General features: G+C 58.6%; 23 protein-coding genes. 17 read left to right on the top strand and 6 right to left on the bottom strand.

All coding sequences use genetic code 11. The features are described 5' to 3' along the window. Window positions 1-6: 6 nt before the first annotated feature. The gene (locus QRN33_RS19630) at window positions 7-822 is read right to left on the bottom strand and encodes a hypothetical protein (RefSeq protein WP_285409612.1); all 816 of its coding nucleotides are present in this window, start codon (window positions 820-822) and stop codon (window positions 7-9) included. A 213-nt stretch (window positions 823-1,035) separates the two neighbouring features. Between QRN33_RS19630 and QRN33_RS19625 the strand changes: the two genes are divergently transcribed. Continuing rightward, complete coding sequence (locus QRN33_RS19625) at window positions 1,036-1,515, top strand: SLATT domain-containing protein (protein ID WP_285409611.1); 480 nt, start codon at window positions 1,036-1,038, stop codon at window positions 1,513-1,515. Window positions 1,516-1,522: 7 nt separating this feature from the next. On the opposite strand, the gene QRN33_RS19620 is transcribed toward QRN33_RS19625, so the two are convergent. Next, entirely contained in the window at window positions 1,523-2,431 is a 909-nt protein-coding gene (locus QRN33_RS19620) for a hypothetical protein (protein WP_285409610.1), read from the bottom strand. A gap of 1,071 nt (window positions 2,432-3,502) precedes the next feature. On the opposite strand from QRN33_RS19620, the gene QRN33_RS19615 reads away from it, so the two are divergent. Continuing rightward, window positions 3,503-3,868 (top strand): DUF6124 family protein, encoded by a 366-nt coding sequence (locus tag QRN33_RS19615; RefSeq protein ID WP_122692007.1) that lies wholly within the window; start codon window positions 3,503-3,505, stop codon window positions 3,866-3,868. 114 nt (window positions 3,869-3,982) lie between these two features. Further along, window positions 3,983-4,342: a DUF6124 family protein gene (locus QRN33_RS19610; protein ID WP_285409609.1), complete on the top strand. Its 360-nt coding sequence runs from the start codon at window positions 3,983-3,985 to the stop codon at window positions 4,340-4,342. A gap of 52 nt (window positions 4,343-4,394) precedes the next feature. Here QRN33_RS19610 and QRN33_RS19605 read toward each other — a convergent pair whose 3' ends face one another. Next, entirely contained in the window at window positions 4,395-4,931 is a 537-nt protein-coding gene (locus QRN33_RS19605; RefSeq protein ID WP_285409608.1) for a UDP-N-acetylglucosamine acyltransferase, read from the bottom strand. A gap of 394 nt (window positions 4,932-5,325) precedes the next feature. Between QRN33_RS19605 and QRN33_RS19600 the strand changes: the two genes are divergently transcribed. From QRN33_RS19600 to QRN33_RS19585, 4 genes are read left to right on the top strand one after another with little or no spacing between them, the layout of a single operon-like run. Then, entirely contained in the window at window positions 5,326-6,528 is a 1,203-nt protein-coding gene (locus tag QRN33_RS19600; protein ID WP_285409607.1) for an NAD(P)/FAD-dependent oxidoreductase, read from the top strand. A gap of 40 nt (window positions 6,529-6,568) precedes the next feature. Continuing rightward, complete coding sequence (locus tag QRN33_RS19595) at window positions 6,569-7,501, top strand: MBL fold metallo-hydrolase (RefSeq protein ID WP_285409606.1); 933 nt, start codon at window positions 6,569-6,571, stop codon at window positions 7,499-7,501. Between the two features lie 51 nt (window positions 7,502-7,552). Continuing rightward, entirely contained in the window at window positions 7,553-7,717 is a 165-nt protein-coding gene (locus QRN33_RS19590) for a hypothetical protein (protein ID WP_285409605.1), read from the top strand. A 16-nt stretch (window positions 7,718-7,733) separates the two neighbouring features. Further along, a complete protein-coding gene (locus QRN33_RS19585; RefSeq protein ID WP_042609623.1) occupies window positions 7,734-7,982 on the top strand; it encodes a DUF6555 family protein in 249 nt (82 codons plus the stop codon). 145 nt (window positions 7,983-8,127) lie between these two features. Here QRN33_RS19585 and QRN33_RS19580 read toward each other — a convergent pair whose 3' ends face one another. Further along, entirely contained in the window at window positions 8,128-8,637 is a 510-nt protein-coding gene (locus QRN33_RS19580; RefSeq protein WP_042609622.1) for a nucleoside deaminase, read from the bottom strand. Window positions 8,638-8,670: 33 nt separating this feature from the next. Beyond that, a complete protein-coding gene (locus tag QRN33_RS19575; protein WP_285409604.1) occupies window positions 8,671-10,011 on the bottom strand; it encodes a nucleobase:cation symporter-2 family protein in 1,341 nt (446 codons plus the stop codon). Between the two features lie 201 nt (window positions 10,012-10,212). Here QRN33_RS19575 and QRN33_RS19570 point away from each other — a divergent pair, with 201 nt between their 5' ends. Continuing rightward, window positions 10,213-11,127, top strand: a complete 915-nt coding sequence (locus QRN33_RS19570; protein ID WP_064361945.1) for a LysR family transcriptional regulator — start codon at window positions 10,213-10,215, stop codon at window positions 11,125-11,127. Between the two features lie 123 nt (window positions 11,128-11,250). Here QRN33_RS19570 and QRN33_RS19565 read toward each other — a convergent pair whose 3' ends face one another. After that, window positions 11,251-11,706, bottom strand: coding sequence for a winged helix-turn-helix transcriptional regulator (locus tag QRN33_RS19565; RefSeq protein WP_064361946.1), 456 nt, complete (start codon window positions 11,704-11,706; stop codon window positions 11,251-11,253). 145 nt (window positions 11,707-11,851) lie between these two features. Here QRN33_RS19565 and QRN33_RS19560 point away from each other — a divergent pair, with 145 nt between their 5' ends. The 9 genes from QRN33_RS19560 to QRN33_RS19520 all read left to right on the top strand — a co-directional run bounded on the left by QRN33_RS19560 (window position 11,852) and on the right by QRN33_RS19520 (window position 21,931). After that, entirely contained in the window at window positions 11,852-13,108 is a 1,257-nt protein-coding gene (locus QRN33_RS19560; protein WP_042609618.1) for an MFS transporter, read from the top strand. A gap of 97 nt (window positions 13,109-13,205) precedes the next feature. Further along, on the top strand, window positions 13,206-13,514 hold the full coding sequence (locus QRN33_RS19555; RefSeq protein WP_042609617.1) for a 2Fe-2S iron-sulfur cluster-binding protein: 309 nt from the start codon (window positions 13,206-13,208) through the stop codon (window positions 13,512-13,514). A 62-nt stretch (window positions 13,515-13,576) separates the two neighbouring features. Further along, on the top strand, window positions 13,577-14,329 hold the full coding sequence (locus QRN33_RS19550; RefSeq protein ID WP_042609616.1) for a hypothetical protein: 753 nt from the start codon (window positions 13,577-13,579) through the stop codon (window positions 14,327-14,329). Between the two features lie 15 nt (window positions 14,330-14,344). Beyond that, window positions 14,345-15,685, top strand: a complete 1,341-nt coding sequence (locus QRN33_RS19545; RefSeq protein WP_285409603.1) for an ATP-grasp domain-containing protein — start codon at window positions 14,345-14,347, stop codon at window positions 15,683-15,685. 71 nt (window positions 15,686-15,756) lie between these two features. Then, on the top strand, window positions 15,757-17,088 hold the full coding sequence (locus QRN33_RS19540) for an ATP-grasp domain-containing protein (RefSeq protein ID WP_252881772.1): 1,332 nt from the start codon (window positions 15,757-15,759) through the stop codon (window positions 17,086-17,088). 30 nt (window positions 17,089-17,118) lie between these two features. Then, on the top strand, window positions 17,119-18,345 hold the full coding sequence (locus QRN33_RS19535; RefSeq protein WP_285409602.1) for an ATP-grasp domain-containing protein: 1,227 nt from the start codon (window positions 17,119-17,121) through the stop codon (window positions 18,343-18,345). 31 nt (window positions 18,346-18,376) lie between these two features. Continuing rightward, entirely contained in the window at window positions 18,377-19,273 is an 897-nt protein-coding gene (locus tag QRN33_RS19530) for an EamA family transporter (RefSeq protein ID WP_285409601.1), read from the top strand. A 17-nt stretch (window positions 19,274-19,290) separates the two neighbouring features. Next, window positions 19,291-20,640, top strand: a complete 1,350-nt coding sequence (locus QRN33_RS19525) for an aminotransferase class V-fold PLP-dependent enzyme (protein WP_285409600.1) — start codon at window positions 19,291-19,293, stop codon at window positions 20,638-20,640. A 109-nt stretch (window positions 20,641-20,749) separates the two neighbouring features. Next, window positions 20,750-21,931: an MFS transporter gene (locus QRN33_RS19520; RefSeq protein ID WP_285409599.1), complete on the top strand. Its 1,182-nt coding sequence runs from the start codon at window positions 20,750-20,752 to the stop codon at window positions 21,929-21,931. Window positions 21,932-21,942 lie beyond the last annotated feature (11 nt).

Below are 21,942 nucleotides of genomic sequence, written 5' to 3'. Positions count from 1 at the left end.
GAATTATCAAATCTTATTTTTTTTGTAGGGCTGTGTAGTGATGCTGTCATGATCCCCGGTCAAGATCGCCCCTTCCTTGTGTGCCGCGAATGGCCAGTTCGGATCCACGGTAGGCCTGGTGGGTATTATGAGTCGATACTGTTGCTCAGGAGTGTCTTTGACCCACTCAGTAATATCCATTACGCCTGGTAGCCGAAAGCTTGGGTTAGTTATCTCACTGCTAAACGCAAAAGCTAAAGGATAAGTTTTAAATGCCGATATCCAGAAAGGATCGTATCCGCTTCCAAACTGAATGTGATGCAGGTCTTTGAAAATAGCTTGGCGATTGAAAGGGTAAAGCCACATATGGAACCGCAATGTGGGTGGAAGAGTTGCATCATCCCGCAAAATGAAGCGACGCAGTTCTCTAGCAGTTTTGTGCGTTGCCTGAGGGTATTCATCTAGTGCCAACAAGTGGCCTGCTACGGATTTCGCCACTTTGTTGAGCTCAATGTGTTGAACCACAATACTCGGCAACATAGGAAATCGGCCCAAACTGATCTGTACACCAACGTCCTTACAAAGTTTAATCAACGCAGGATCAAGCTTAGCTCCCAAAATTCGGTTATTGCAATCAGCGCATAGCGTAGACTTTTTGAGTCCGTTTTGGACAAGACTCGTCCCTTGCCGTCCGCGAAAATCGGGATCAACTTTGTGAAGAATTTTCGTGACCTGCCGCTGACCCGGTATCGCAATGCCTTGAGGAAAAATATGATCCTCGGTCATCTGAGATCGCTTAAGACACAGGTTGCATCTGCGAGCAGTGATTTTTCCTTTAGTCATCATTTCTCCTGACTGTTGCCTATGCTATTCATTCGCACCGATTTCCGATCACAGCATGGCTCAATTGATAACTAAGATCACGCTAAAAAAAGGGTGTAGTGAGCCCTAGTGTGGTGCAAACAAAGCTTAACGTAAGGTGGAATTTAGCCCGGACAGTATCTGTTCTTTCGTCGTCCACAGTAAGATGGGCCTTTTATTGTGATGGTGACACCGATGAGTCAGGTCGACGCGCAACAGGTTTTAGAGAGTTGGTACCAGCGAACCTCGGTGGTCGCGGTGGGGCACTACCGTGCAGCGCTGAGGTATTCCAAACTTCATTTCTGGATAGCGCTCCCTACTATCACTCTTTCAGCAGTAGTAGGGACGGCGGTATTTGCCATGCTTCAGCAGCAATCTTGTTTCTGGTTGCAGTTCGGTGTGGGGGCGATGAGCATTTTGGCAGCTATTCTCACTGCGTTGCAGTCAACGCTTCGCTACCAAGAGCAAGCTGAAAAACACCGAGGTGCGGGCGCGAAATACAATGCTATAGGTCGAGAAATTGAGTTACTGCGCACGTATCCTGAAATCACCGTCGAGAAAATCGAAGATCTCAGAGTTCGAATTGATTCTTTGGCTCTTGAATCGCCACATATCCCTGAAGCCGTCCATCAGGACATGCAGGCAGAAAAACTTAATCAGTGGGGTCAGGTCTGACTGGACTCTACGACCAAGTTTTATCTCCGCGCAACCACCTACACTGATTGGCGCATCGCACCTTTTTTTCCAAAAAATCCTTAAGCGACATATCCCCAGCATTCTGTTCGCTCAGCCGTGATTCATCGAAATTATCATGGCGAATAATCAGGCTACGGAGGTCATCGAAAATGTCCTTGATGACGTTATTGTCTAGGGAGAAATTCATAAAACCACACAAACGTCCAAATGCCTCGACACGCAAGCCCATCGCACTCGCATAATGATAGGTCGCCAGCCGGCGACGCTCGTCCTCTGTATACCGCAGCAATTGTTCAGCGAAGTCAGGCGACTCGGAGAACACCTCGCTAATATCGACCAGATTGGAAATATCATCTGAGAAGCTGTGCACAGAGTCACACAAGGGTGAGTAGAAAGCGAAATAGGCATTGTCCCAACCGACGGCGGCAAAAAGGCCTCTGCCGCCTGGGTAGCGCTTTACGTCAGGCCAGCGATGATCGAAATGCTCCCGCATCAATGCGCCATTCTCATGCCGCGCTTGCGCGGCAGGATGATCCAAACCGTTTTCGGCCAGATAAGCCACCCAGCTTTTGCCGTTGTTCTCAGTCATTGTTCTGCTGCTTCTGAGCAACTGCCGCACATGATCACCGCTGTCCATACTCACGTAGAGCATATTGGCTGCCTGCTCCATGATGACTCGACTCAATGCCTCTAACGTCGAGTACGCCTGGGCGGCTAAGCAATTGCAGCCCTGAGTGCACAGCTCTCGCAGAACGTTAAAATAATATCGAATAGCCAACCGTTGCGGATCATCTGTGATCCGGGAAAGCAGCTCCTCTTTATGGACGGCTATAAATTCGTCAAAGCGTTGGTTGGCCTGAATTATGGTCGCAGCGTCCTGCTTTAAATCGATCATTCGTGGGATAGCCTGAAATTGCACAAGACCGCCAGACTAACTGGCGTGTTTGCGCGCGCCAACATCAAAACCTTGTAAGACATTTCGCCGATAGCTCTCTGTCATTCGACCCTATCCCCGTTTTCAGCATTCCGAGCCTACCGTATCCGGCTCCATTGCCTACAGCGCTGACAGAATCTCCCGGCAGCGCGCCGAATTGCTCACAGGTATCTTGTCTCCCATCACCGCCCACAGTGACCAGGCAGAGCAACCCGTAGCACGCAAGTGCCTCTATGGACAGGACCGGTTGCTCACTGCCTGAGCTTTGATGACGACTGTACGCCGGCCCCCCCTTGGTCACTCCGGCATTGCAAAATCCGCGACTCAATCGCAGGCGTACAGTCGCCATCTTTTTTGCAAATCGGTCACTTTTATGGTGGCTGTGCGAGGGTGTTACTGTCGCATTGATTAGAGCCTTTGTCGGTACCTCGCACAGCTGCCTCCCTTAGCCTTAAAGGGAATGCGCCATTCCCGGCCGCATTAAATACCTACCTACAAACAATCTGCTTTGGGTGAACGCCCAATGCTAGCGCCCGTGCAAAAAAACCGAGCCCGTCTACGTCATCCACTGCCTTTCCTAGACAGGATGGGTGTCGTGCAGCTGTATCCAACCCTCGCTTTAAACCGCCAAATAACTACGGAAGATTCTTACGATCCACCGTGTTTAAACACGGCCAAACGATCGCGTTTAAATTACACCAACTGTTACGCCATAAAGGCTACAGAACCTTGCGCCGTTGCCTACGGGTGCTTCAGAATACGCCGGCTTACACGGCTATCGGTTGGGCATTATCGTTTCCCTGTCACTGCAAAACAGTGATCGGGTTTGGTAGCCCGCTCCGATATCGCCGCAAGGCGCCACCTTATTCAGCCCCATTTTTGTGGCTGAGCTTTATATGGTGGGCATGCGTGGGGCTCATTCGTGAGCGCCGGGTTGCGTATCGACCGGTCTACCAACCCGCGCATGGCCGCCACCCATCGTTTGGTAGCGTGGGTGATGGCTCCTTATCTACTTCGATACGAGATTCATCTATGTTCAAAGTAACGCCAAACCCGCCAGCCGACGATTCAATTCCGTACGACCCCGCGCTCGAACCTCAGCGGATAAAAGATGCGGCCGCTCGCGCCATCAACTTTTACCTCGACCCTCAGACGCTCAAAACCACCATTCCCAAGCGCCAGCCGGGCAGGATCTTTCTCATCGACCCCACGGTGGACGAGGAAACGTTGCTCGTCGAAGCCTGTGAATCGCTGGCAGCCGCCAATGACATGGCGCGTGAAATCGGTGGTGTGATTGACCACCCACAACGTCGATCGCTGCTGATGTTGCAGCAGGTGATCATGTTGAGTGAGCTGATCGTCAATCGCGTGCTCGACAGCCGACGCGTGTCGAACTAGCCGGCAAACCGGGCATGAGGGGGCGTGCTCCCTCACTGCCAGCGACGCGTCACTGCTGTGGCGCGGCATCCTCTTATCCAGACGCTCAAGCGGCGCTCATCGGAGTTTCAGCTGATGTCACAGACACCGCCCCATCCGCCGGTCACCGACCCGGTATCGCCTTACGAATCCTTCCATTCAAAAAAACTTCACGACGCCGCCGAGCGCGCGCTCGACCATTACCTCGCGCCGGCCAAGATCAACGCCACGCCCTACAGTCCCAACACGTTGTTTATGGTCAACCCGGAATCCGACACTGAATCCTTGCTGGTCAACGCGTGCGAATCACTGGCCTCGGCCACGGTGATGCTAGGTGATTTCGCCGGAATGCTGGAGGGCTCACGGCGCAATACGCTGTTAGGCATTGCCCAAGTGGTCATGCTGGGGGAATTGGCAGTGAACAAAGCGTTGGATAACGTAGTGCCCACCGACTGAACAACGGCATTGGCCGTGCAGGCGCACTGACACCTGCACGGCGTTGCCGAATTCAGCGCGCCAGGTGAGCGCTCTTCAGGCTGGCGAGAAAGCTGCGAATATTGTTCTGTACCGCGCGGTTGATCGATTCCTTGATTCTCACCAGCCCCGAAAACGCATAACCCGGCGGGACTTCGCCGATCGCGGCGATGTCCTTTTCGAACAACACCTGGCCCGTCTTGCGGCTCACCAGTTGGTAGCGTGCCATCGACGTCGTGGTCATGGTGATGCCCCCGGCGGGTACATCCAACTCCATGATTTTCACTAGCAGGTTCACCTTATTGCTCGAATCGTCATCAAACACCGTGGCGCGGTTCAGGCTTTCCTGCAGCGCGCTTTGCCACAATTGCGGCACGGCTTCGCCATCCGAGGGCAAGTCACCGGTCTTTTCCGTAGGGCTGGCGTAAGACACTGACGTCGCGCGTAGATCGGCATCCAGCTTTTGCGTGCTGGCTTGCACGCCGTCGACCGAAAAATTCAGCGGCGGCGCGGAAACGCAGCCAGTCAAAATCAACAGCAAACTTGCAGTAACCAGAACGTTACGAATCATGCGGAGCATCCATGTCTAGTGGTGTGGCGAAAGAAGGTTCGCAATCCTGTCGTTAAACCTGATTAAAAGCCAGTATCGGTACGCGCCGCCATAATCAAGCTGCGGCTAACGGGGCCGGAGTAAACATTCGCTCATGGTCGTCCGCCCTTCCGTCTTGATATTCCCGCCTCGAAACCCTCCTCATACCTTCGTATACCCCCCCTTCCCCCCATGCATACCCCACGCACACCGATGGACAACTGCGCCCGCAGCCTCCGCGCCCTAGCATGGCTTTCGACAGCGAACGATTGAGCGCCAGGCAGTACGGCAAGCAGTTGCGGCGGCCAGTGATCGTCACGCCAGAGTCCGCGTCGGGCTCGGGTGTCATCCATCCATCAGCGTCAGGGAGCACATTATGAAACAGCAATTATTGGTCATCGGTGCGGGGTTCGGCGGGCTGTGGAGTGCGTTGAGCGCCGCGCGTTTGCTGGACATGCATGACCGTCAGGACGTGGAGATCACACTGCTCGCCCCGCAAGCCGAATTGCGCATTCGCCCGCGCTTCTACGAGCCGGACGTGCACAGCATGTACGCGCCGCTCGACGCGCTGTTCGATGCAGTGGGCGTGCGTTTTGTCAAAGGCACCGCTGACAGCATCGACGCCGAGGCGCGCCGAATCGGTTACCGCGACGAGGCCGGGCGTCCGGGTCAACTGAGCTACGACCGGCTGATTCTCGCCAGTGGCAGCCAGCTTGCCCGGCCTCCGGTCCCCGGCCTCAAGGAGCATGCGTTCGACGTCGATCAGATCGAATCCTCGGCGCGCCTGGAACGCCATCTCATGGCTTTGGCCAACCAACCGGCCAGCGTTGCCCGCAACAGCGTGGTGGTCGCCGGTGGCGGTTTCACCGGGATTGAAACTGCGACGGAAATGCCGGCGCGCCTGCGCGCGATTCTCGGTGAGGATCAAGACCTGCGCGTGATCATCGTCGATCGCAGCAAGGATATTGCCGCAACCATGGGCGATGGCATTCGCCCATCGATCATCGAAGCGTCCAACGAACTGGGCATCGAATGGATCGTCGACGCCAGCGTTGCCGCTGTGGATGCCAACGGCGTCACGCTCGCCGATGGCCGCCACATCGAAAGCCACACCGTCATCTGGACCGTGGGTTTCCGCGCCAGCCCGCTCACTGAACAGCTCGACGCCGAACGCGATGCTCAGGGCCGCCTGCATGTCGACGGCAATCTCAAAGTACAAGGCATCGATCATGTATTTGCCGCCGGTGATGTCGCTCGCGCCGCCACTGATGACCTCGGCAACTACGCGGCAATGTCCTGCCAGCACGCGATCAGCCTCGGTCGCTACGCCGGCAACAACGCCGCCGCCGATCTGCTCGGCGTCGCTCCGACAATGTATCGCCAGCCCAAGTACGTGACTTGCCTGGATCTGGGCGCCTGGGGCGCGGTGTACACCGAGGGTTGGGATCGCCAGCTGAAGCTGGTCAAGGCCGAAGCCAAAGAGCTCAAGACGCAAATCAACACCGTGTGGATCTACCCGCCGGCCGCCGATCGTCGCACCGCCCTCGCGGCCGCCGACCCGTTGATCCCGGTAGCCTGATTTCGCCCTCCGCTTTTGCCCTGAGAACAAGGAGAACACCATGACCCTGCATCTGGATTCCTTCACCGCCAATCGCGCCGTGACCCTGCCAACCCCCAGCGAAGAACTGGTGCCGTCGCGCTACGCCCTGCGCCTGGGCGACATCGATGTGATGGTGATCAGCGACGGTGTTTTGCCGCTGCCGACCCAGACCATGTCGACCAACGCAGATCCAGCCGACCGTGCCGCCTGGTTCAAGGACATGTACCTGGGCCCCGATGCCTTCGACTGGGCGCTCAACGTACTGGTGGTGCGCAGCGGCGAGCAAGTCATCCTCGTCGACGCCGGACTCGGTGGCCAATTCCCCGGTTTCCCGCGGGCCGGGCAGTTCCCCAAGCGCCTGGCCGCTGCCGGTGTCGACCTCGCCGACATCACCGACATCGTCATCACCCACATGCACATGGACCACATCGGCGGCCTGCTGGTCGACTCGGTGAAAAGCCGTCTGCGCGACGACGTGCGCATCCACGTCACCGCCGCCGAAGTGAATTTCTGGACCACGCCGGATTTCACTTACACCGACATGCCCGCGCCAGTGCCGGACGTCCTGCGCAGCACCGCCAACGCGTTCATTGATCACTATGAAAGCAAGCTGCAGATCTTCGAAGACGAATGTCACGTGGCACCCGGCGTGGTCGCCAGACTCACCGGCGGGCATACGCCAGGACACTGCGTGGTCTACGTCGACTCTGGCGGCGAGCGCCTGACCTTTGCCGGCGATGCGCTGTTCCCGGTCGCGTTCGATCATCCTGATTGGCACAACGGTTTCGAACACGATCCGGCTAAATCGGTGGAGGTGCGCGTACGTCTGCTCAAGGAAGCCGCCGCCAGCGGCGAACTGTTCGTCGCCACCCATCTGGCCTTCCCTTCGGTGGGTCGGGTCGCCGTCAACGGCGAGGCTTTCCGCTGGATTCCGGCGATCTGGGACTACTGATTGCGCGCGTGAAAAGCCTTCGCCCGGCAATTGCCGGGCGAAGCTGTTGGGGTGATCTGGCTCGTCCGCGCCGGCGCTTATACGCTGATCATGCCGCAGGTTCGCCTGTACCTGATGAACCTCGAAGAACCGCGTTCCAGAGCGCTGCGTGTCGCTGATCATCTGGCCAGAAAATCCTTTGAATTTTTTTTGTCGGACAAAATCATTTACGTATGAGCGTAAGGAGGAACTCATGCGTAACACCGATATTTTCGTCATCGAATACAAACTGCACGACCAGCCAAAATCATTCGTCATCCGCGCCAAGAGTATGCGCAACGCCGACGCTTGGCATTGGGCGAGCTGTGACGCCGGTATTGCGCCGATTCCGAAACCGGGCAAACCACCGTTGAAGGTCGTCTCCAAACCCCAGGCTGAGCGCTATGGGATTACTGAGGTGAAGTGGCGCGAGACGGCAGCGCTGGACTGGACGGAGGCTTAGACAAACCGAATTGTTCAACTGATTTTGTCGAATTGGCCGGAAAGTAAAAAGGTTCTGACCGCGTGAAACTGCTCGTTCCCACGGCCTCCTTTCGCTGTGACGCAGAGCCTCACGGGAGCGTGGGAACGATCAAGTCAGCCCAGGTTTACGACCAGAATCCTTTATGCGGCTCAGCCGCCTCCGCCTCCAGCATCGGCCCGAAAACACTGACCGTGCGTTGCCCTCTGGCGAAGACTTCACGACACGGCAGCGAGAACGTCGGGTTCTCCGGATGATCGCCGGTCAATCCGAGCAATGCATGCTCCGACAACGCATATACCACCCGCCCGACCCCGGTCCAATACACCGCGCCGGCACACATGCAGCAAGGCTCGGCGCTGGTGTACAGCGTGCAGGCCTCCAGCTCCGTGGGTGACAACAGCTTCGCCGCCGCAGCCACCGCAACCAGTTCGGCGTGCTGGGTGGGATCACCTTCCGGCGGCATCGAATTGTTGCCCGCCTCGGCGATGACCTTGCCGTCGCGGTCCGCCACCAGCGCTGCAAACGGATGCCGGCCACGCTGCTTCGACGCTTGCGACAGAGCGATGGTCTGGCGCAGCAATGCAAGGTCCAGATCGCTGACGCCGGCCGGAACAGGCTGAGTGAATTGATTCATGGGTAACTCCTGGGCAGTGAGAAAAGACAAAGATCAGTCGGCCACTTCGGCCGCCGATGCGCCGACGGCGTCGGTCGATGTTTTTTGTTTGTTGAGCAGTACATTGAGCAGGATGGCGGTGATCGCGCCGAGGAAAATCCCGCTGTCGAGCACCATTTTCAGCGTTGGGCCGACGTGTTCGAACAGAGCCGGAAAGGACATCGGCAGGACGCCGACGCTGACCGACACCGCAACAATAATGGCGTTGCGTGTGCCTTCGAATTGCACCCGTGACAGCACCTGAATGCCCGCCACCGTGGTCATGCCGAACATGACGACCGCGCAGCCCCCCAGCACCGGCGTCGGCACTGCTGCAATCAGCGCGCCGAGCTTGGGAAACAAGCCCATCAGCACCATGATCGCGCCAGCAGCGGCGACGACGAAGCGGCTCTTGATGCTGGAAAGCGCAATCAGGCCGGTGTTTTGCGTGAAGGCGTTGTACGGAAAACTGTTGAACAGGCCGCCGAGCATGGTCGACAGCCCGTCGGCGCGGAAAGCATTGCCGAGGGTCTGCTGGGTAGTCGGTTTGCCAACCAGTTTGCCAATGGCCAGGCAGTTGCCGGTGGTCTCGGCCATGATCACCAGCATCGCCAGTGTCATGATCAGAATCGGCATCAGAGAGAATTCCGGCGCACCGAACGCCATCGGCGCGCTCAACTCGAACCACGCGGCTTCGCTGACCCGACTGAAGTGCGTCATGCCGCAGGCGGCAGCGATCAGGCTGCCGACCAACAAGCCGATGAGCACACTGAGATTGCCGATGAAACCGCTGAATCTGGCGTAGATCACCAGCGTCACACTGACCGTGGCCAGGCCCAGCAGCAGGTTGGCCGGACGACCGAAGTCGGGCGAATCGGGATTGCCACCACCGAGCCAGATCGCCGCCGCCGGCATCAGTGAAATGCCGATGATGGTGATCAGGCTGCCAATCACCACGGGCGGAAAGAATCGCAGCAAGCGGCTGAATACCGGCGCCAGCGCAATGGTGAGAAAACCGGCAGCAATCACCGCACCAAAGATCTGGCTGAGACCGAACTCCTTGCCGATCATGATCATCGGCGCCAAGGCAATGAACGAGCAGCCCTGAATCAATGGCAAACGCGCGCCAAATTTCCAGAAGCCAAGGGTCTGAATCAGCGTCGCCACACCCGATGTCAACAGGTTGGCATTGATCAGTAAAACCACCTGGGCCGATGTCAGCCCCATCGCACTGCCGAGAATCAGCGGCACCGCCACCGCTCCGGCGTACATCACCAGAACATGCTGCAGGCCGAAGGTGAACAGCTGCCGCAACGGCAGCACTTCGTCCACCGGGTGAACGCGTTGTGTAGTCATGGCACAAGCTCCTGAGGGGGCAGCGTGGGTGGTAACCGTTGGCGCTCAGGGGCAGATGCACAGAGAGGATCAGCCCCGGCGTTTGAAGACGCGAGGTCATCCTTGAATGTTTTTAACGATGAAACAAATTGGCAACCATCGCTTTTTTCGATGGACCGCACGCGGCACAATCGCCCTTACCTTCAACCGGGAGTACACCGCGTGCGCTTCTCACTCGATCAATTGCTGATGTTCGTCCAGGTGGTGAAAAGCGGCTCGTTCTCCGCCGCCGGTCGCAAGCTGGGCAAGACGCAGTCGACCATCAGCGCGGCGATTGCCAACCTGGAAACCGATCTCGGCGTCGAGCTGTTCGACCGCAGCAATCGCAGCCCCGCCCTCACCGCCAGCGGCCATAAATTGCTGGTGCAGGCAGAGGCGGTACTGGAGCGCTGCATGACCTTCGAGGCCCACGCCGATTGCCTCTCGGACAACGTCGAACCGAGCCTGACCCTGGCGATTGAAACGCCGTACGGCCCGATCATGCCGGTGCTGCAAGCGTTCGAGCAGGCCTTTCCGTTTGTCGATCTGATCATTCGTCACCCGGTCCACGGCGATGTCAGCGAACTGGTCAGCAGTGGCGAAGCGGTGCTGGGCGTGGCGTTTTCGCAGCCGGGCTATCCCAAGGAACTGGCGTTCCAGCAACTGGGCAAGCTGATCATGCTGCACGTCTGCCACCCCGAGCATCCGCTGGCACAACTGGACAATGTCACGTTCGACGATTTGCACGTGCACCGGCGCCTGGCGTTCAGTGCGCACGCCAGCAAACTGCCAAGCAGCGAGTACCTGCGGGCGACGCAGCTGTGGCAAGCGGAAAGTTATCTGGCCCTGCTGGAAATGGTCCGCGCCGGGCTCGGCTGGGCGACCCTGCCGCGCCAACTGATCCAGCGCGAATTGGGCAACGGCGAACTGGTCGAACTGCAGCTGTCTGCATATCCCCACACCGACTGGCAGATCGGCGTCGATCTGGTGTGGGCACGCCAACGGCCGCTGGGCACGGCCGAGCGCTGGCTGAAAGAAAAGCTGCAGGCCAACAAAGTGTATGAGCGTGATCGCAATGGGCAGATCACCACGCTGTGATGATCTGGCGAACAGCTGTCTTTCGATCAGCAGGTGCGGACGAATGACTTCAACCGCCATGCCGGTTGATCAGCGCCCCACGCTGGCTCGGGTATGTTCAAGCAGGCTCTGCGGGATCGGTCGTCAGCTTTCCCGCGTGACCACCCGGCGATGGCAATCGGCGGGGGTCAGTACCTTGCCCGCTCGGGAGCGCACGACGATGGTCTCGACAGGTGCCGACTCTTCGTTATCCAGCAACACCGAATAACTCTCGCCCTTGCGGAACAGGTAGCGCTCGCCCCATTGGCGCATGCTGATAACGATAGGAAACACCGCGCGTCCCATCTCGGTCAGGACGTATTCCTTGTAAGCGCTGCCGTCGGACGCGGGCTGTATTTCGAATACGCCCAGTTCGACCAGCATCTTGAGTTTGACCGTCAGGATGTTCTTGGCCAGGCCAAGGCGCTTCTGAAACTCACTGAAGCGACGAACATCATCAAACGCGTCACGAATGATCATCAGAACCCAGCGATCGCCGATTGCCTCGAGTGTACGGGCCACGGGGCATTCGCTCTGTGCCAGTAGTTGCTGTCTGGCCATGTCTCTCCAGGGCTGCAGGTCTGATGAATAGAATGATCTAACGTCAGACGAAAATGTTTTTTAAATGTGGTTGTATTTAACAACCTGATTTGCTAAAAATCAACGCATCGGTTTCTATTCGAAACCACAATCCAAGGATGGAATGATGCCGTACAAGCCTCATGCCCCGGTAAAAATGGACGTCGAGGGCGACAAAGCGGCCGGTGGCTACACCCGGACGTCTCCAGGTACAGCGCCTTCGACTTTAAGCCGCTACCAGACTTTTCTCTTCGCAATTACCTGCGCCATGGCGGTAGCAAATGTCTACTTCGCCCAGCCTTTGCTGGAGTCCATGGCGGCCAGCCTTTCTGTTTCACCCGGCACGATCGGCATTGTCGTCACCGCCACTCAGGCCGGTTATGCAGTCGGTTTGCTGTTCATCGTGCCCCTCGGCGACCTGCTGAATCGCAAGAAACTTATCCTTACACAAATGTTGCTTTCAGCCGTGGCGCTGTGCGCCGTTGGCCTTGCTCAGGATTGGGGCATGCTGCTCGGCGCGATGGTCCTGGTCGGATTGATGGCCGTCGTCGTGCAAGTGGTGGTCGCCTACGCTGCTACTTTGGCCAGCCCCGAACAACGCGGCGAAGCCGTCGGCACCGTCACCAGTGGTGTCGTGCTGGGTATCCTGCTGGCTCGCTTCGTTTCCGGAGCCGTTGCCGATCTGGCGGGCTGGCGCGGCGTTTACTTCGTCTCGGCAGCATTGATGGTGGCGATGGCCCTGGTGCTGTTTCGAACCATGCCCGCCTCGGCCAAGCCGCCTGCGCAAGGCAGCTACTGGAAACTGCTGGGCTCGGTGTTCGAGCTGTATCTGACGGAGCGCACACTGCGTGTCAGAGGCACTTTCGCGCTGCTGATCTTCGCCGCTTTCAGCGTGTTGTGGACGTCGATGGTCTTGCCGCTGAGCGCTCCGCCCCTGTCGCTTTCGCACACGCAGATCGGGCTGTTCGGCCTGGCCGGCGTAGCGGGAGCACTGGCGGCGGCCCGGGCGGGACGCCTGGCGGATCAAGGACTGGGTAATCGCACCACGGGCGTAGCGCTGGCGCTGTTGACGCTGTCCTGGTTACCCACCGCGTTCGTCGAAAGCTCGCTGCTGGCGATGGTCGTCGGGGTCGTCCTGCTGGATTTCGCCGTGCAAGCGGTGCATGTGACCAACCAGAGTCTGATCTTTGCCGCACGACCCGACGCCCAGAGCCGCCTCGTCGGCGCCTACATGTGTTTCTACTCGGTGGGCAGCGGCCTGGGTGCGATCGCGGCTACTTATACCTACGCGCACTTCGGCTGGGTTGCCGTGTGCCTATTGGGCGCAGGCATCAGCGTCGTCGCCCTGCTCTATTGGTTATATCTTCAACTGACCAGCAGATAACTTACCGCCGGACAAACTAACTGCTCGAGTGCGTAGTGATACGCAGCGTGCAACTGTGTGCCTGCCACACAAACTTTAATAGGGAATCGAGGTAAGTATGGCGTTGCACACACTCACCATTACTTCGCAAAAGTCTGACTCTGCGCATGAGTTCCAACTACCGAGCAACTCTGCGATTACCGATATCGAATGGGAAGCCGGCGGCAAGAATCTGATCCCGCTGGGCTGCCGTGTAGGTGCCTGCGGCGCTTGCCTGATCAAGGTTGAATCAGGTCTCGAGGCCTTGAATCCTCGGGATGACGATGAACAAGCGTTTATTGAAGTACTGGGTTACACCGGCGAAGAATATCGCCTGGCCTGCCAGTGTTTGATAAGAGGTGAATTGGCCATTGAAGTTATTGGCTGATAGTTGCAACTGAATCCACTGATAAACAACGCGTTAAAACAAACCCAAAAAAGAGGCTTGATATGCTGAACCGTGTAAAGAATGTTGGCTATGGTGACCGCACTCCTTTTCTCAACGCTGCCGCTTCGCTGAATCTGCGTGGAGAAATCGATCGGATAATCGACGCTCAAGTAGAGCAGTGGTACGAAACCGTACCTCAGGCCGCGCACCTGGAAGGCAAAGACGTCAACAGTGCCTATTACAAGCGTCACCTGATCGAAACCGCATGGCGTATCCGCCTGCTGCGCGTGGCGGAAGCCAAAGCATTGGTCGAAGTGGCCAAGGTCAGTCCGGAAGCGGCACAGATATGGGCGCATTACGAGCAGGAAGAAATGCTCCACGACGATCTGTTCATTCAGGATCTGGAGCGTGTCGGCGTCAGCCGCGAAGAGTTCCTCGCCACCGAACCGTACCTGTCCACCAAACTGCTGACCGGCTTCTTCTCCTACCTGCTGGACCACGAAGGCCCGCTGGGCGTCATCGCCTACTCCTATCTGGTCGAGTACGTGAACGTGAAGCTTGAGCCGCGCAAACTCGAAGCGCTGAAGACTTCGGTTGGCGAGACCAAAATTGTCGGGCAGATCTCCCACTCTCACACTGACATCAACGATGACCATCCGGGTGAAGTCTGGGCGGCCCTGCGTTTCCTGATCAAGGGTGAGCAGGACATCAGCGCGCTGAAACGCTACCTGGCCGAGCATCAGAAAATTCTCGCCATGTATTTCAGCGAGCTGTACATCGACACCCTGGCCAAGCCGCAAGACAAGGCTGCTTAAGCCATGGAGCAGGCAATGAAGTCAAACCGACCCGGTGTTCTGATCCTGAGCCACTGCGGCTTTTCTTTCCTGGAAGACCTGAAGGAGGAGCTGCAGCGACGCCAGCTTCGCTGTTTCGTGCTGTCTTCATTGCCGCTTCCAGAACATGTGCCGGCCCGCCTGGAGCAGATCCAGACCTGGGCGGACCGGTTGTACATTTCCGACTCGCACCAATTGAAGCAGGAGGATGTGAGCAATGCGCTGCAGACCCTGCGCAAGTCCGGTGAGCAGGTCACCTGCTGCATCAGCGTCTGGGAAGGTTACCGGCACTTGATGGCGGCAGCCAACGCATCACTCGGCACCTATGACATTGATGCCCGACAGGCGCTGGCACTGCGCAACAAGCTCAATGTGCGCAACCAGCTTGCCGAGGCGGGCCTGTCCAGCGCCCAGGCCCATGCGCTGACCGCCCCTGTCCTCGAAACACTGAAGGCCAGCAGCCAACGCTACTTCATCAAACCGATCCACGGCATCGCTTCCTATGCCGCGTTTCCGATGCGCCAGGACACGGACTGGCAGGCGCTGGAAGCCTTGCGTCTGGCCTCGACCGAAGACACCGTCTATGCCTCGGCATTCCACGACGGCCTGCAGTTCATGGCTGAAGATTACATCCCGGGCCAGGAATTCAGTTTCGAAACGTTGTTGGTGGATGGCGAAATGCATGTCGTGGCCATTCACGAGAAATATGAAGTCACCGAGACCGCCGACACGGTGCTGGAAGACAGCTGCACCACCCCGCCAGCCAGCCTTGATCAGGCACAGATCGCGGCGGGCCTGCAATGGCTGGAGAAAGTGCTGGGGCGCATGGCGCTCAAATGGGGCTGCTACCACGTCGAAGCGCGTTTCACTGGCCAGTACTGGGACCTGATCGAGATCAACCCGCGGGTCGGTGGCAGCCTGATTTCCCACAGCGTCGAGGCCGTCACTGGCGGGCACAGCATGCTGTCGCTGTGGATCGATCTGCTGTTGGCCAGTCAGGACGATACCTCGACCCGTGCGTCACTGGTGCAGAGACTGGTTGATTACGGCTGGCGCTCGGACGGCACGAGCACGCAGTCGGCGGCGACTTTTTTTCGCGTGTATTTCGCCAGACCGGGAACGCTGAGTTCCGTCACCTTGATCGCGTTACCGCTCGCACCGGTGGTTCAGCACATCCTGCTCAAGGCCGGCGACGTAGTGCCCGCGCATGCGCGTGAGGTGTTCCTCGGCCAGTTGCTGTGGACCTTCGAGCGCGCCGATCAGGCGGCGCAATTGCACCAACTGGCCCAACTCAGCGCCACGGCGCTGGACATTCAGTATCAGCCGGAAAGCCCTTGAGCGGCCGCCGAACCACTGCCTGAAACAGCCTTGCCTCTCTGAACAACTGCAAGTATTCGAGGATGTCCGACATGCCGCAGCGTGCGCCTGTATTGTTGATAGTGGATTACAACCTGAGCCGGATCGGTGACGTTCTGCACATGCGCAACTACGCTCGCGCGCGTTGGGGTGCCGAGACGTGGCTGGTACGCAGCGATCCTCAGGATCATGACCTGGCGATCAGCGACCGGGTGATCGACGCCGATCCTCTGGCAGATGATTTCATGCGCCAGGCGTTGGCACAGCTGGGTGACGACGCCGCCAGAATCAGTGCCGGGATGGTTTTTTCCGATAACGCGGTAGCCAGCGGCGCCGCGTTGCTCGAACGTCTCGGGCTGCCCGTGGATGATGCCGAACTGGCACTGGGCGCTTTTGACAAACTGGCGTACCGCATCGCCGAGTACGAACAGCGCGCCCTCCTCAACCAGTCGGGCGTCATGCTTCCAGACTTCCAGGCCATCGAATGCCTCAACGATGTGCGCAACTTTGCCGTGCGTCAGGAGCGTGGTTTCGTCATCAAACCCGCGTGTGAAGGCAACAATCGCGGTGTGGTCATGGTCACGCCCGGAGGCGACTGCGAGCAGGCATTCAACGAAGTGGCGCCCTACCTGGACGGGGGTGTGCTGGCAGAGGCATTCATTACCTTCACTCGCGAATATTCCTATGACGGGCTGGGCGAACTGTGGTTCATCACTGAGAAAGTCAGCGCCACCGGGCGTTATCCGGTGGAGGTGGCGCAGATCCTGCCCGCTCGCCTCGACGAGCACGAACGTCAGGCCATTCGCCTGGCTGGCGAGCAGGTCAATCGCCTCGTCGGCCAGCGCATCGGGCCGTTTCATAACGAGATCAAACTCAGTGACAGCGACTGCCGCACCGCCGTGATCGAACCCAATCGCCGCCCCGGCGGCATGAAAATCTGGACCCTGGCGCAGGCCGTTCATGGTCTGGACCTGTATGCCGCGTGGGTTGATTCGGTGTTTGCCGCAACAATCCCGGCCGATTTGCCGCCCGCGACTTGCAGTGCCGCGACCGTCATGTTCGGCGTGCCCCATGACATGACTCTGGATGTGGCTGACCTCGGCGAGATCCACAGCATGGTCGACGAGACGCTGGCTCGAACGGCCCAAGCGCTCGACCTCGCCAGGAAAGACCTCGTGCTGCTGGAGTGTGCATGGATCGCCGGACACTCGCGCCTCATCCACGCGATTCCCAGAGACAACAGCGACTTTGTTGCCCACGCCTGCGTCGCCTTGCATGACGCCAGCGTGGACATCCGCGATCTGGTGACAGTCCTGCGCGAACAATGGCTTGAGATTCTGCAGGGTCATCTGGCCGCCGCGCAGCCACTCAAGGTCGCCTCCTGACTCCTCTCTTATTCGCTTCGAGACTCTGGCATGAAAATTCTCATCCTTCACCGTGTGCCCTATCCACGCATCGAATATCACCGCGGCATCGATCACGATCTGCATGAGGTCACGTATCTGGGCAAACAATCGGCCATCGATACGCTGCCTGCAGACCTGCGCTGCACAGCCGTAACAAGGGCCGGTCTGGGCAGCGCATTCGAGGAGACGCTGGCCTGGCTGACGCAATGTCCGCAAACCTTCGATCGGATCATTTCCATGTCCGAATACGAACTGCTCGACGCGGCGCGCCTGCGTGAAGCGCTGAATGTCGAAGGCGCTTCGCTGCAAGCGGTCACCCTGGCGCGCAACAAGCTGGCGATGAAAGCGGCCGTTCAAGCCAGTGGGTTGCGCGTGCCGCGCTTCATGTCGCTTGAGCGTTATCTGGCATTTCAGGGCCGGGTTCCCTGGAACGGTGCGACCGTGCTCAAACCCCACAGCGGCGCGTCCAGCATGGATGTCAGCATCCACCCAGCAGCGGGCGCCTTTGAAGCGATCCGGCAAACAATCAGCGACCTTTCATTGCCCATCGCAGACTTTCAGGTTGAGGAATACATCAGCGGCTCTATTCGTCATTTCGACGGACTGGTGCTGAACGGGCAAATCGTCACCCTGCTGGCCAGCGAGTACGTCGGCACCTGTCTGGATTACATGGAGCGCGGACATCCACTCGGTTCCTGGCACCTGCAGGTCAGCGCCGGGATGCAGGCCTGGGTCAGCACGGCGTTGCAAGCCGTGCAGATTCACAACGGCGCATTCCATCTGGAAGCGATCATGGATGCTGACGAACCGGTGTTCCTGGAGGTGGGTAATCGCGTCGGCGGCGCTGACGTGGTGGCGACCTATGAACTGGCCACCGGCATTCACCTGCCATCGCTGGAACTGCGCATCCACGTGGACGGCGAATTGAACACTGCGCATCTGCCCGACCACCAGCCGGATCTGGGCTACGGCTGGTTCGTTTTCCCCGGTCACACGCATTCTCAGCGGTTGTATCAAGGGCTGGCCGGTGCCGAGGAATTACGCGCGAGTCCGTTCATCGTGCAATGGAACGAACTGCCGCCAGGTGCCTTGCTGCCCGAGCATGTGACCTACTCCGCGTTCGAGGCGCCACTGGCCGGTATCGTCAAGACAAGCGAACCGCAACAGACCCGAGACTGGATGCGCACGTTGTTCGACCGCGTGAGCCTCGCCCGCAACCTGACTTCCGTAGCGTGAGCCGACCTACTTCTCCACAAGGCAAATAACCATGAAACCACTGCACGTAGTGTTGGCTGTATTGATAACGGCGATCTGGGGTGTGAATTTCTCGGTGATAAAACTGGGGCTGGCGACGGTAGATCCGTTCATTCTGGCGGGTATCCGCTTCAGCCTGTGCGCCTTGCCGGCGATCTTTTTCATTCGCAAACCCGATGTCCCGTGGCGCTACATCATCGGCTACGGCCTGGTGTTCGGCATCGGACTGTGGGGCGTGGTCAACCTGGGCATCAAGGCGGGGCTGTCTGCGGGCATCGCTTCGCTGGTGCTGCAGTTCAGCGCGTTCTTCACCATCCTGCTCGGTGGCTGGGTGTTCAAGGAAGCCCTGACGCGCTTTCAGGTTCTGGGAATGTTGATCGCGCTGGCCGGCCTGCTTTGCATCATCAGCATCAGCGACGGATCGGTAAGCCTTTCCGGGGTATTGCTGGTCCTGGTGGGTGCGGCGTCGTGGAGCGTTGCCAACATCATCAACAAGAAAGCCAGCACCCGTGATGTCTTCGGTTTTCTGGTCTGGTCGAGCGCTTTCGCACCGATCCCGCTGTTTGTGCTGGATTACGCCGTCAACGGTAGCGTCGGTTACACCACACTGGTCAACCAGATCGATACCACGGCTTTCTTGTCGATCCTGTTCCAGGTCTACCCCAATACCTTGTTCGCGTACTGGATCTGGAACTCGTTGCTCAAGACCTATCCGGTTTCGACCGTCGCTCCGCTGTCGTTGCTGGTGCCGATTTTCGGCATGCTCGGCTCGGTCGTGGTGTTCAACGAAAGCGTGCCACTGAACAAAGTGCTGGCGGTGGTATTGATCGTGGTCGGTCTGGCGGTCGGCCTCTATGGTCAGCGGATTTTCAATGCTATGTTCGCGCGCCCTGCGCGCACTTCACTATGAATCGACAGGGAATCGGTATGGGTCTGGGAAGACGTGATTTCATGGGCGCCACTGTAGGAGCGACCCTGATTGGAGGCAGCATGATTGCAGGGATGGCCAGTGCACAGGCGGGGCCAGCGCCCGCCCAGGATGAAACCGCGGCGACATTCGATCCGGGCGACTGGGCATCGGTGCGTGCGCAGTTCAATCTGGCGCCGCAGTTCGTGCACATTTCCAACTTTTTTCTGGCATCCAATCCCAGACCCGTGCGCGAGGCGATGGCCCGTCACCGTCAGGCTTTCGATGAAAATCCCTACACTTATCTCGAGGACAACATGTTTGCCAGGCCCGAGGACATGGTCTGGCGCAAAGTCTGCGCCGCTGCGGCGGACTATACCGGTGGCCGAGCCGAAGACATCGCCCTGACCACCAGCACCACGCAGGGTCTGGCGATGGTCTACAACGGCCTCAAACTGACACCGGACCAGGAAATCCTCACCACCCATCACGAATGGTATACCCACGACGAGGCCATGCGCCTGGCGGTGCTCAAGTGGGGCGGCAGCATCCGCCGCATCGACCTCTACCAGGGTCCGGAGGATGTCAGTACCGATGCCATTGTCTCGCGCATCGAAGCCGCCATCCGGCCATCGACCCGCATCCTCGCCATGACCTGGGTGCACTCCGGCACAGGCGTGCGCTTGCCGGTCAAAGACATCGGCGCTTTGGTCACGCGGCTCAACCAGAACCGCTCAGAGGCTGACCGGATCATCTATGTCATCGATGGTGTGCACGGCTTCGGCTGTTCCGAGGCGCAAGTTGCCAGCCTGGGATGCGACTTTTTCAGCGCCGGAACACATAAATGGATTCTTGGCCCTCATGGCACCGGGCTGGTCTGGGCTCGCGAGGGTCAGTGGCCACAGGTGATCCCGACGATACCGACCATCATGGCTGCCGAGCCCGCCAACGCCTGGCGCCAGGAGCGCGACCCGCAAGGACAGACGCAAGCGGCCTGGGTCAGTCCCGGCGGCTTCCTCGCATTTGAAAACCAGTGGGGTGTGATCGAAGCCTTCGACTTCATCAAGAAAATCGGCCGCAAGCGCATCGCCGATCGTGTAGCCGAGCTCAACGGACAATTGAAAGAAGGCCTGGCGAAGCTGCCCAACGTGCATCTGCACACGCCCCGCTCCGCCGAGTTCTCCGCCGGCATCGTCTGTTGCGATGTCCAGGGCTGGACGCCGAAGGATGTGGTGGCGAAGTTGAAAACGCAGAACATCATCGCCAGTGCCACACCGTATCGGCACTCCACGGTTCGATTCTCCGCCGGGATCATCAACACCCCGCAGGACATCGAGCAAACCCTCAGGGTCATGCGCACTTTCGCCTGAACCGGCCTGGACCGGAGTCAGCCTCCAGCCAGGTTTTTTGCGCAGGCTGCGGCTGACCTCGGCTATTCGAATGATTGAAGCGCGCCTATCCATGGGCAGGAACAATGACATGAATAAAAACAACGAGACTCCCGGAGAACTGGCGATTTTCCTGTTCTGCTCGACGGTCTACCGGCTGTTTTCCGGGGCATTGCTGGTGTCGCTGACCTGGACCATTCTCAAACAGAGCAACGACGATTACCTGCCGTTGGCACTGGCGATCTTCTGCTCGTTCATACCCGCTTTCATCACCCCGATGATGATCAAACGCCTGTCGCGCAAGATGAATGGCCGGCAGATGAGCAGCTTGTTCATTCTGTGCCTGGCCGGTCTTGCCATGATCTCCGGGCTTTCGAGGAACTACACCGTCGGGCTGCTGATCACCAACCTCTTTGTCTGGTTGATGGTGATGTCACTGGAGGCCAGCCTGGACATGTGGTTTACCCAGCTGCAACGGGGGATGAACGAAGTCAGCGTGCGCCGCATCAGTGGCGCCACTACCGCCACCAGCCAGGCCGCATTGATGATCGGCCCGCTGCTCGCGGCGGGGCTGATGCCGATTTTGAGCGGTATCGGTTTTGCTCTGGTGCTCAGCGGCGGCTTCCTCCTCGTCGCCGGCATCTGCCACACCCGTGACAGTGTGCCGACCGTCGTCGAGCCTGCCAGCACGCGAGCAGTTCCCGCCCCGCTGCCGCTGACCCTGTTTGTGCCGATGCTGCTGATCTGGCCCATCCTCGGGGCGTTCAACTTCATGCTGCCGGTTTATGTATCCAACCATGGCTGGTCATTATTGGAGCTCGGCGTACTCGACGCGGTGTTTGGCCTGGGCATGGCGCTGATCGGGGTGCTGGTGATCGTTGCCAACACCGGGCGCAATCTGCTGACGTATCTGTTTGCCCTGATCGCGCTGGCGCTGATCGCCACCGCAATGTGGGTGCTGATGCCCGACACCCTCGTACTCAAAGCACTGAGCCTGTTGATTCTTGGCATGGCGTTCGGTGGCGCGCGGGTACACATCCGGGCTGCGATTGCCTGCCGATACAGTGAAGCCGCCGTCGGACTCTACGTCAGCAAGGCCAATGCGCTGGCGACGCCCGTGCTGTTCCTGATACTGACGCTGCAACTGGCGATTATCGAAAACGCCTGGCTGTTGCCCTTCGCATTGGTGTGTCTATCCGTGGGGCTGCTGCTTCAGACTTCAGCCACGCGTTTCGCCAGAGGGCAGGCCCCCATCGAAACCGTGGGGGCCTGACACCGGCGTGT

This window comes from Pseudomonas sp. FR229a (assembly GCF_030209115.1).
Taxonomy (GTDB): domain Bacteria; phylum Pseudomonadota; class Gammaproteobacteria; order Pseudomonadales; family Pseudomonadaceae; genus Aquipseudomonas; species Aquipseudomonas moraviensis_A.
Note: the sequence above shows the minus strand (reverse complement) of the source record. Positions and strands in the feature narration are given on the sequence as shown.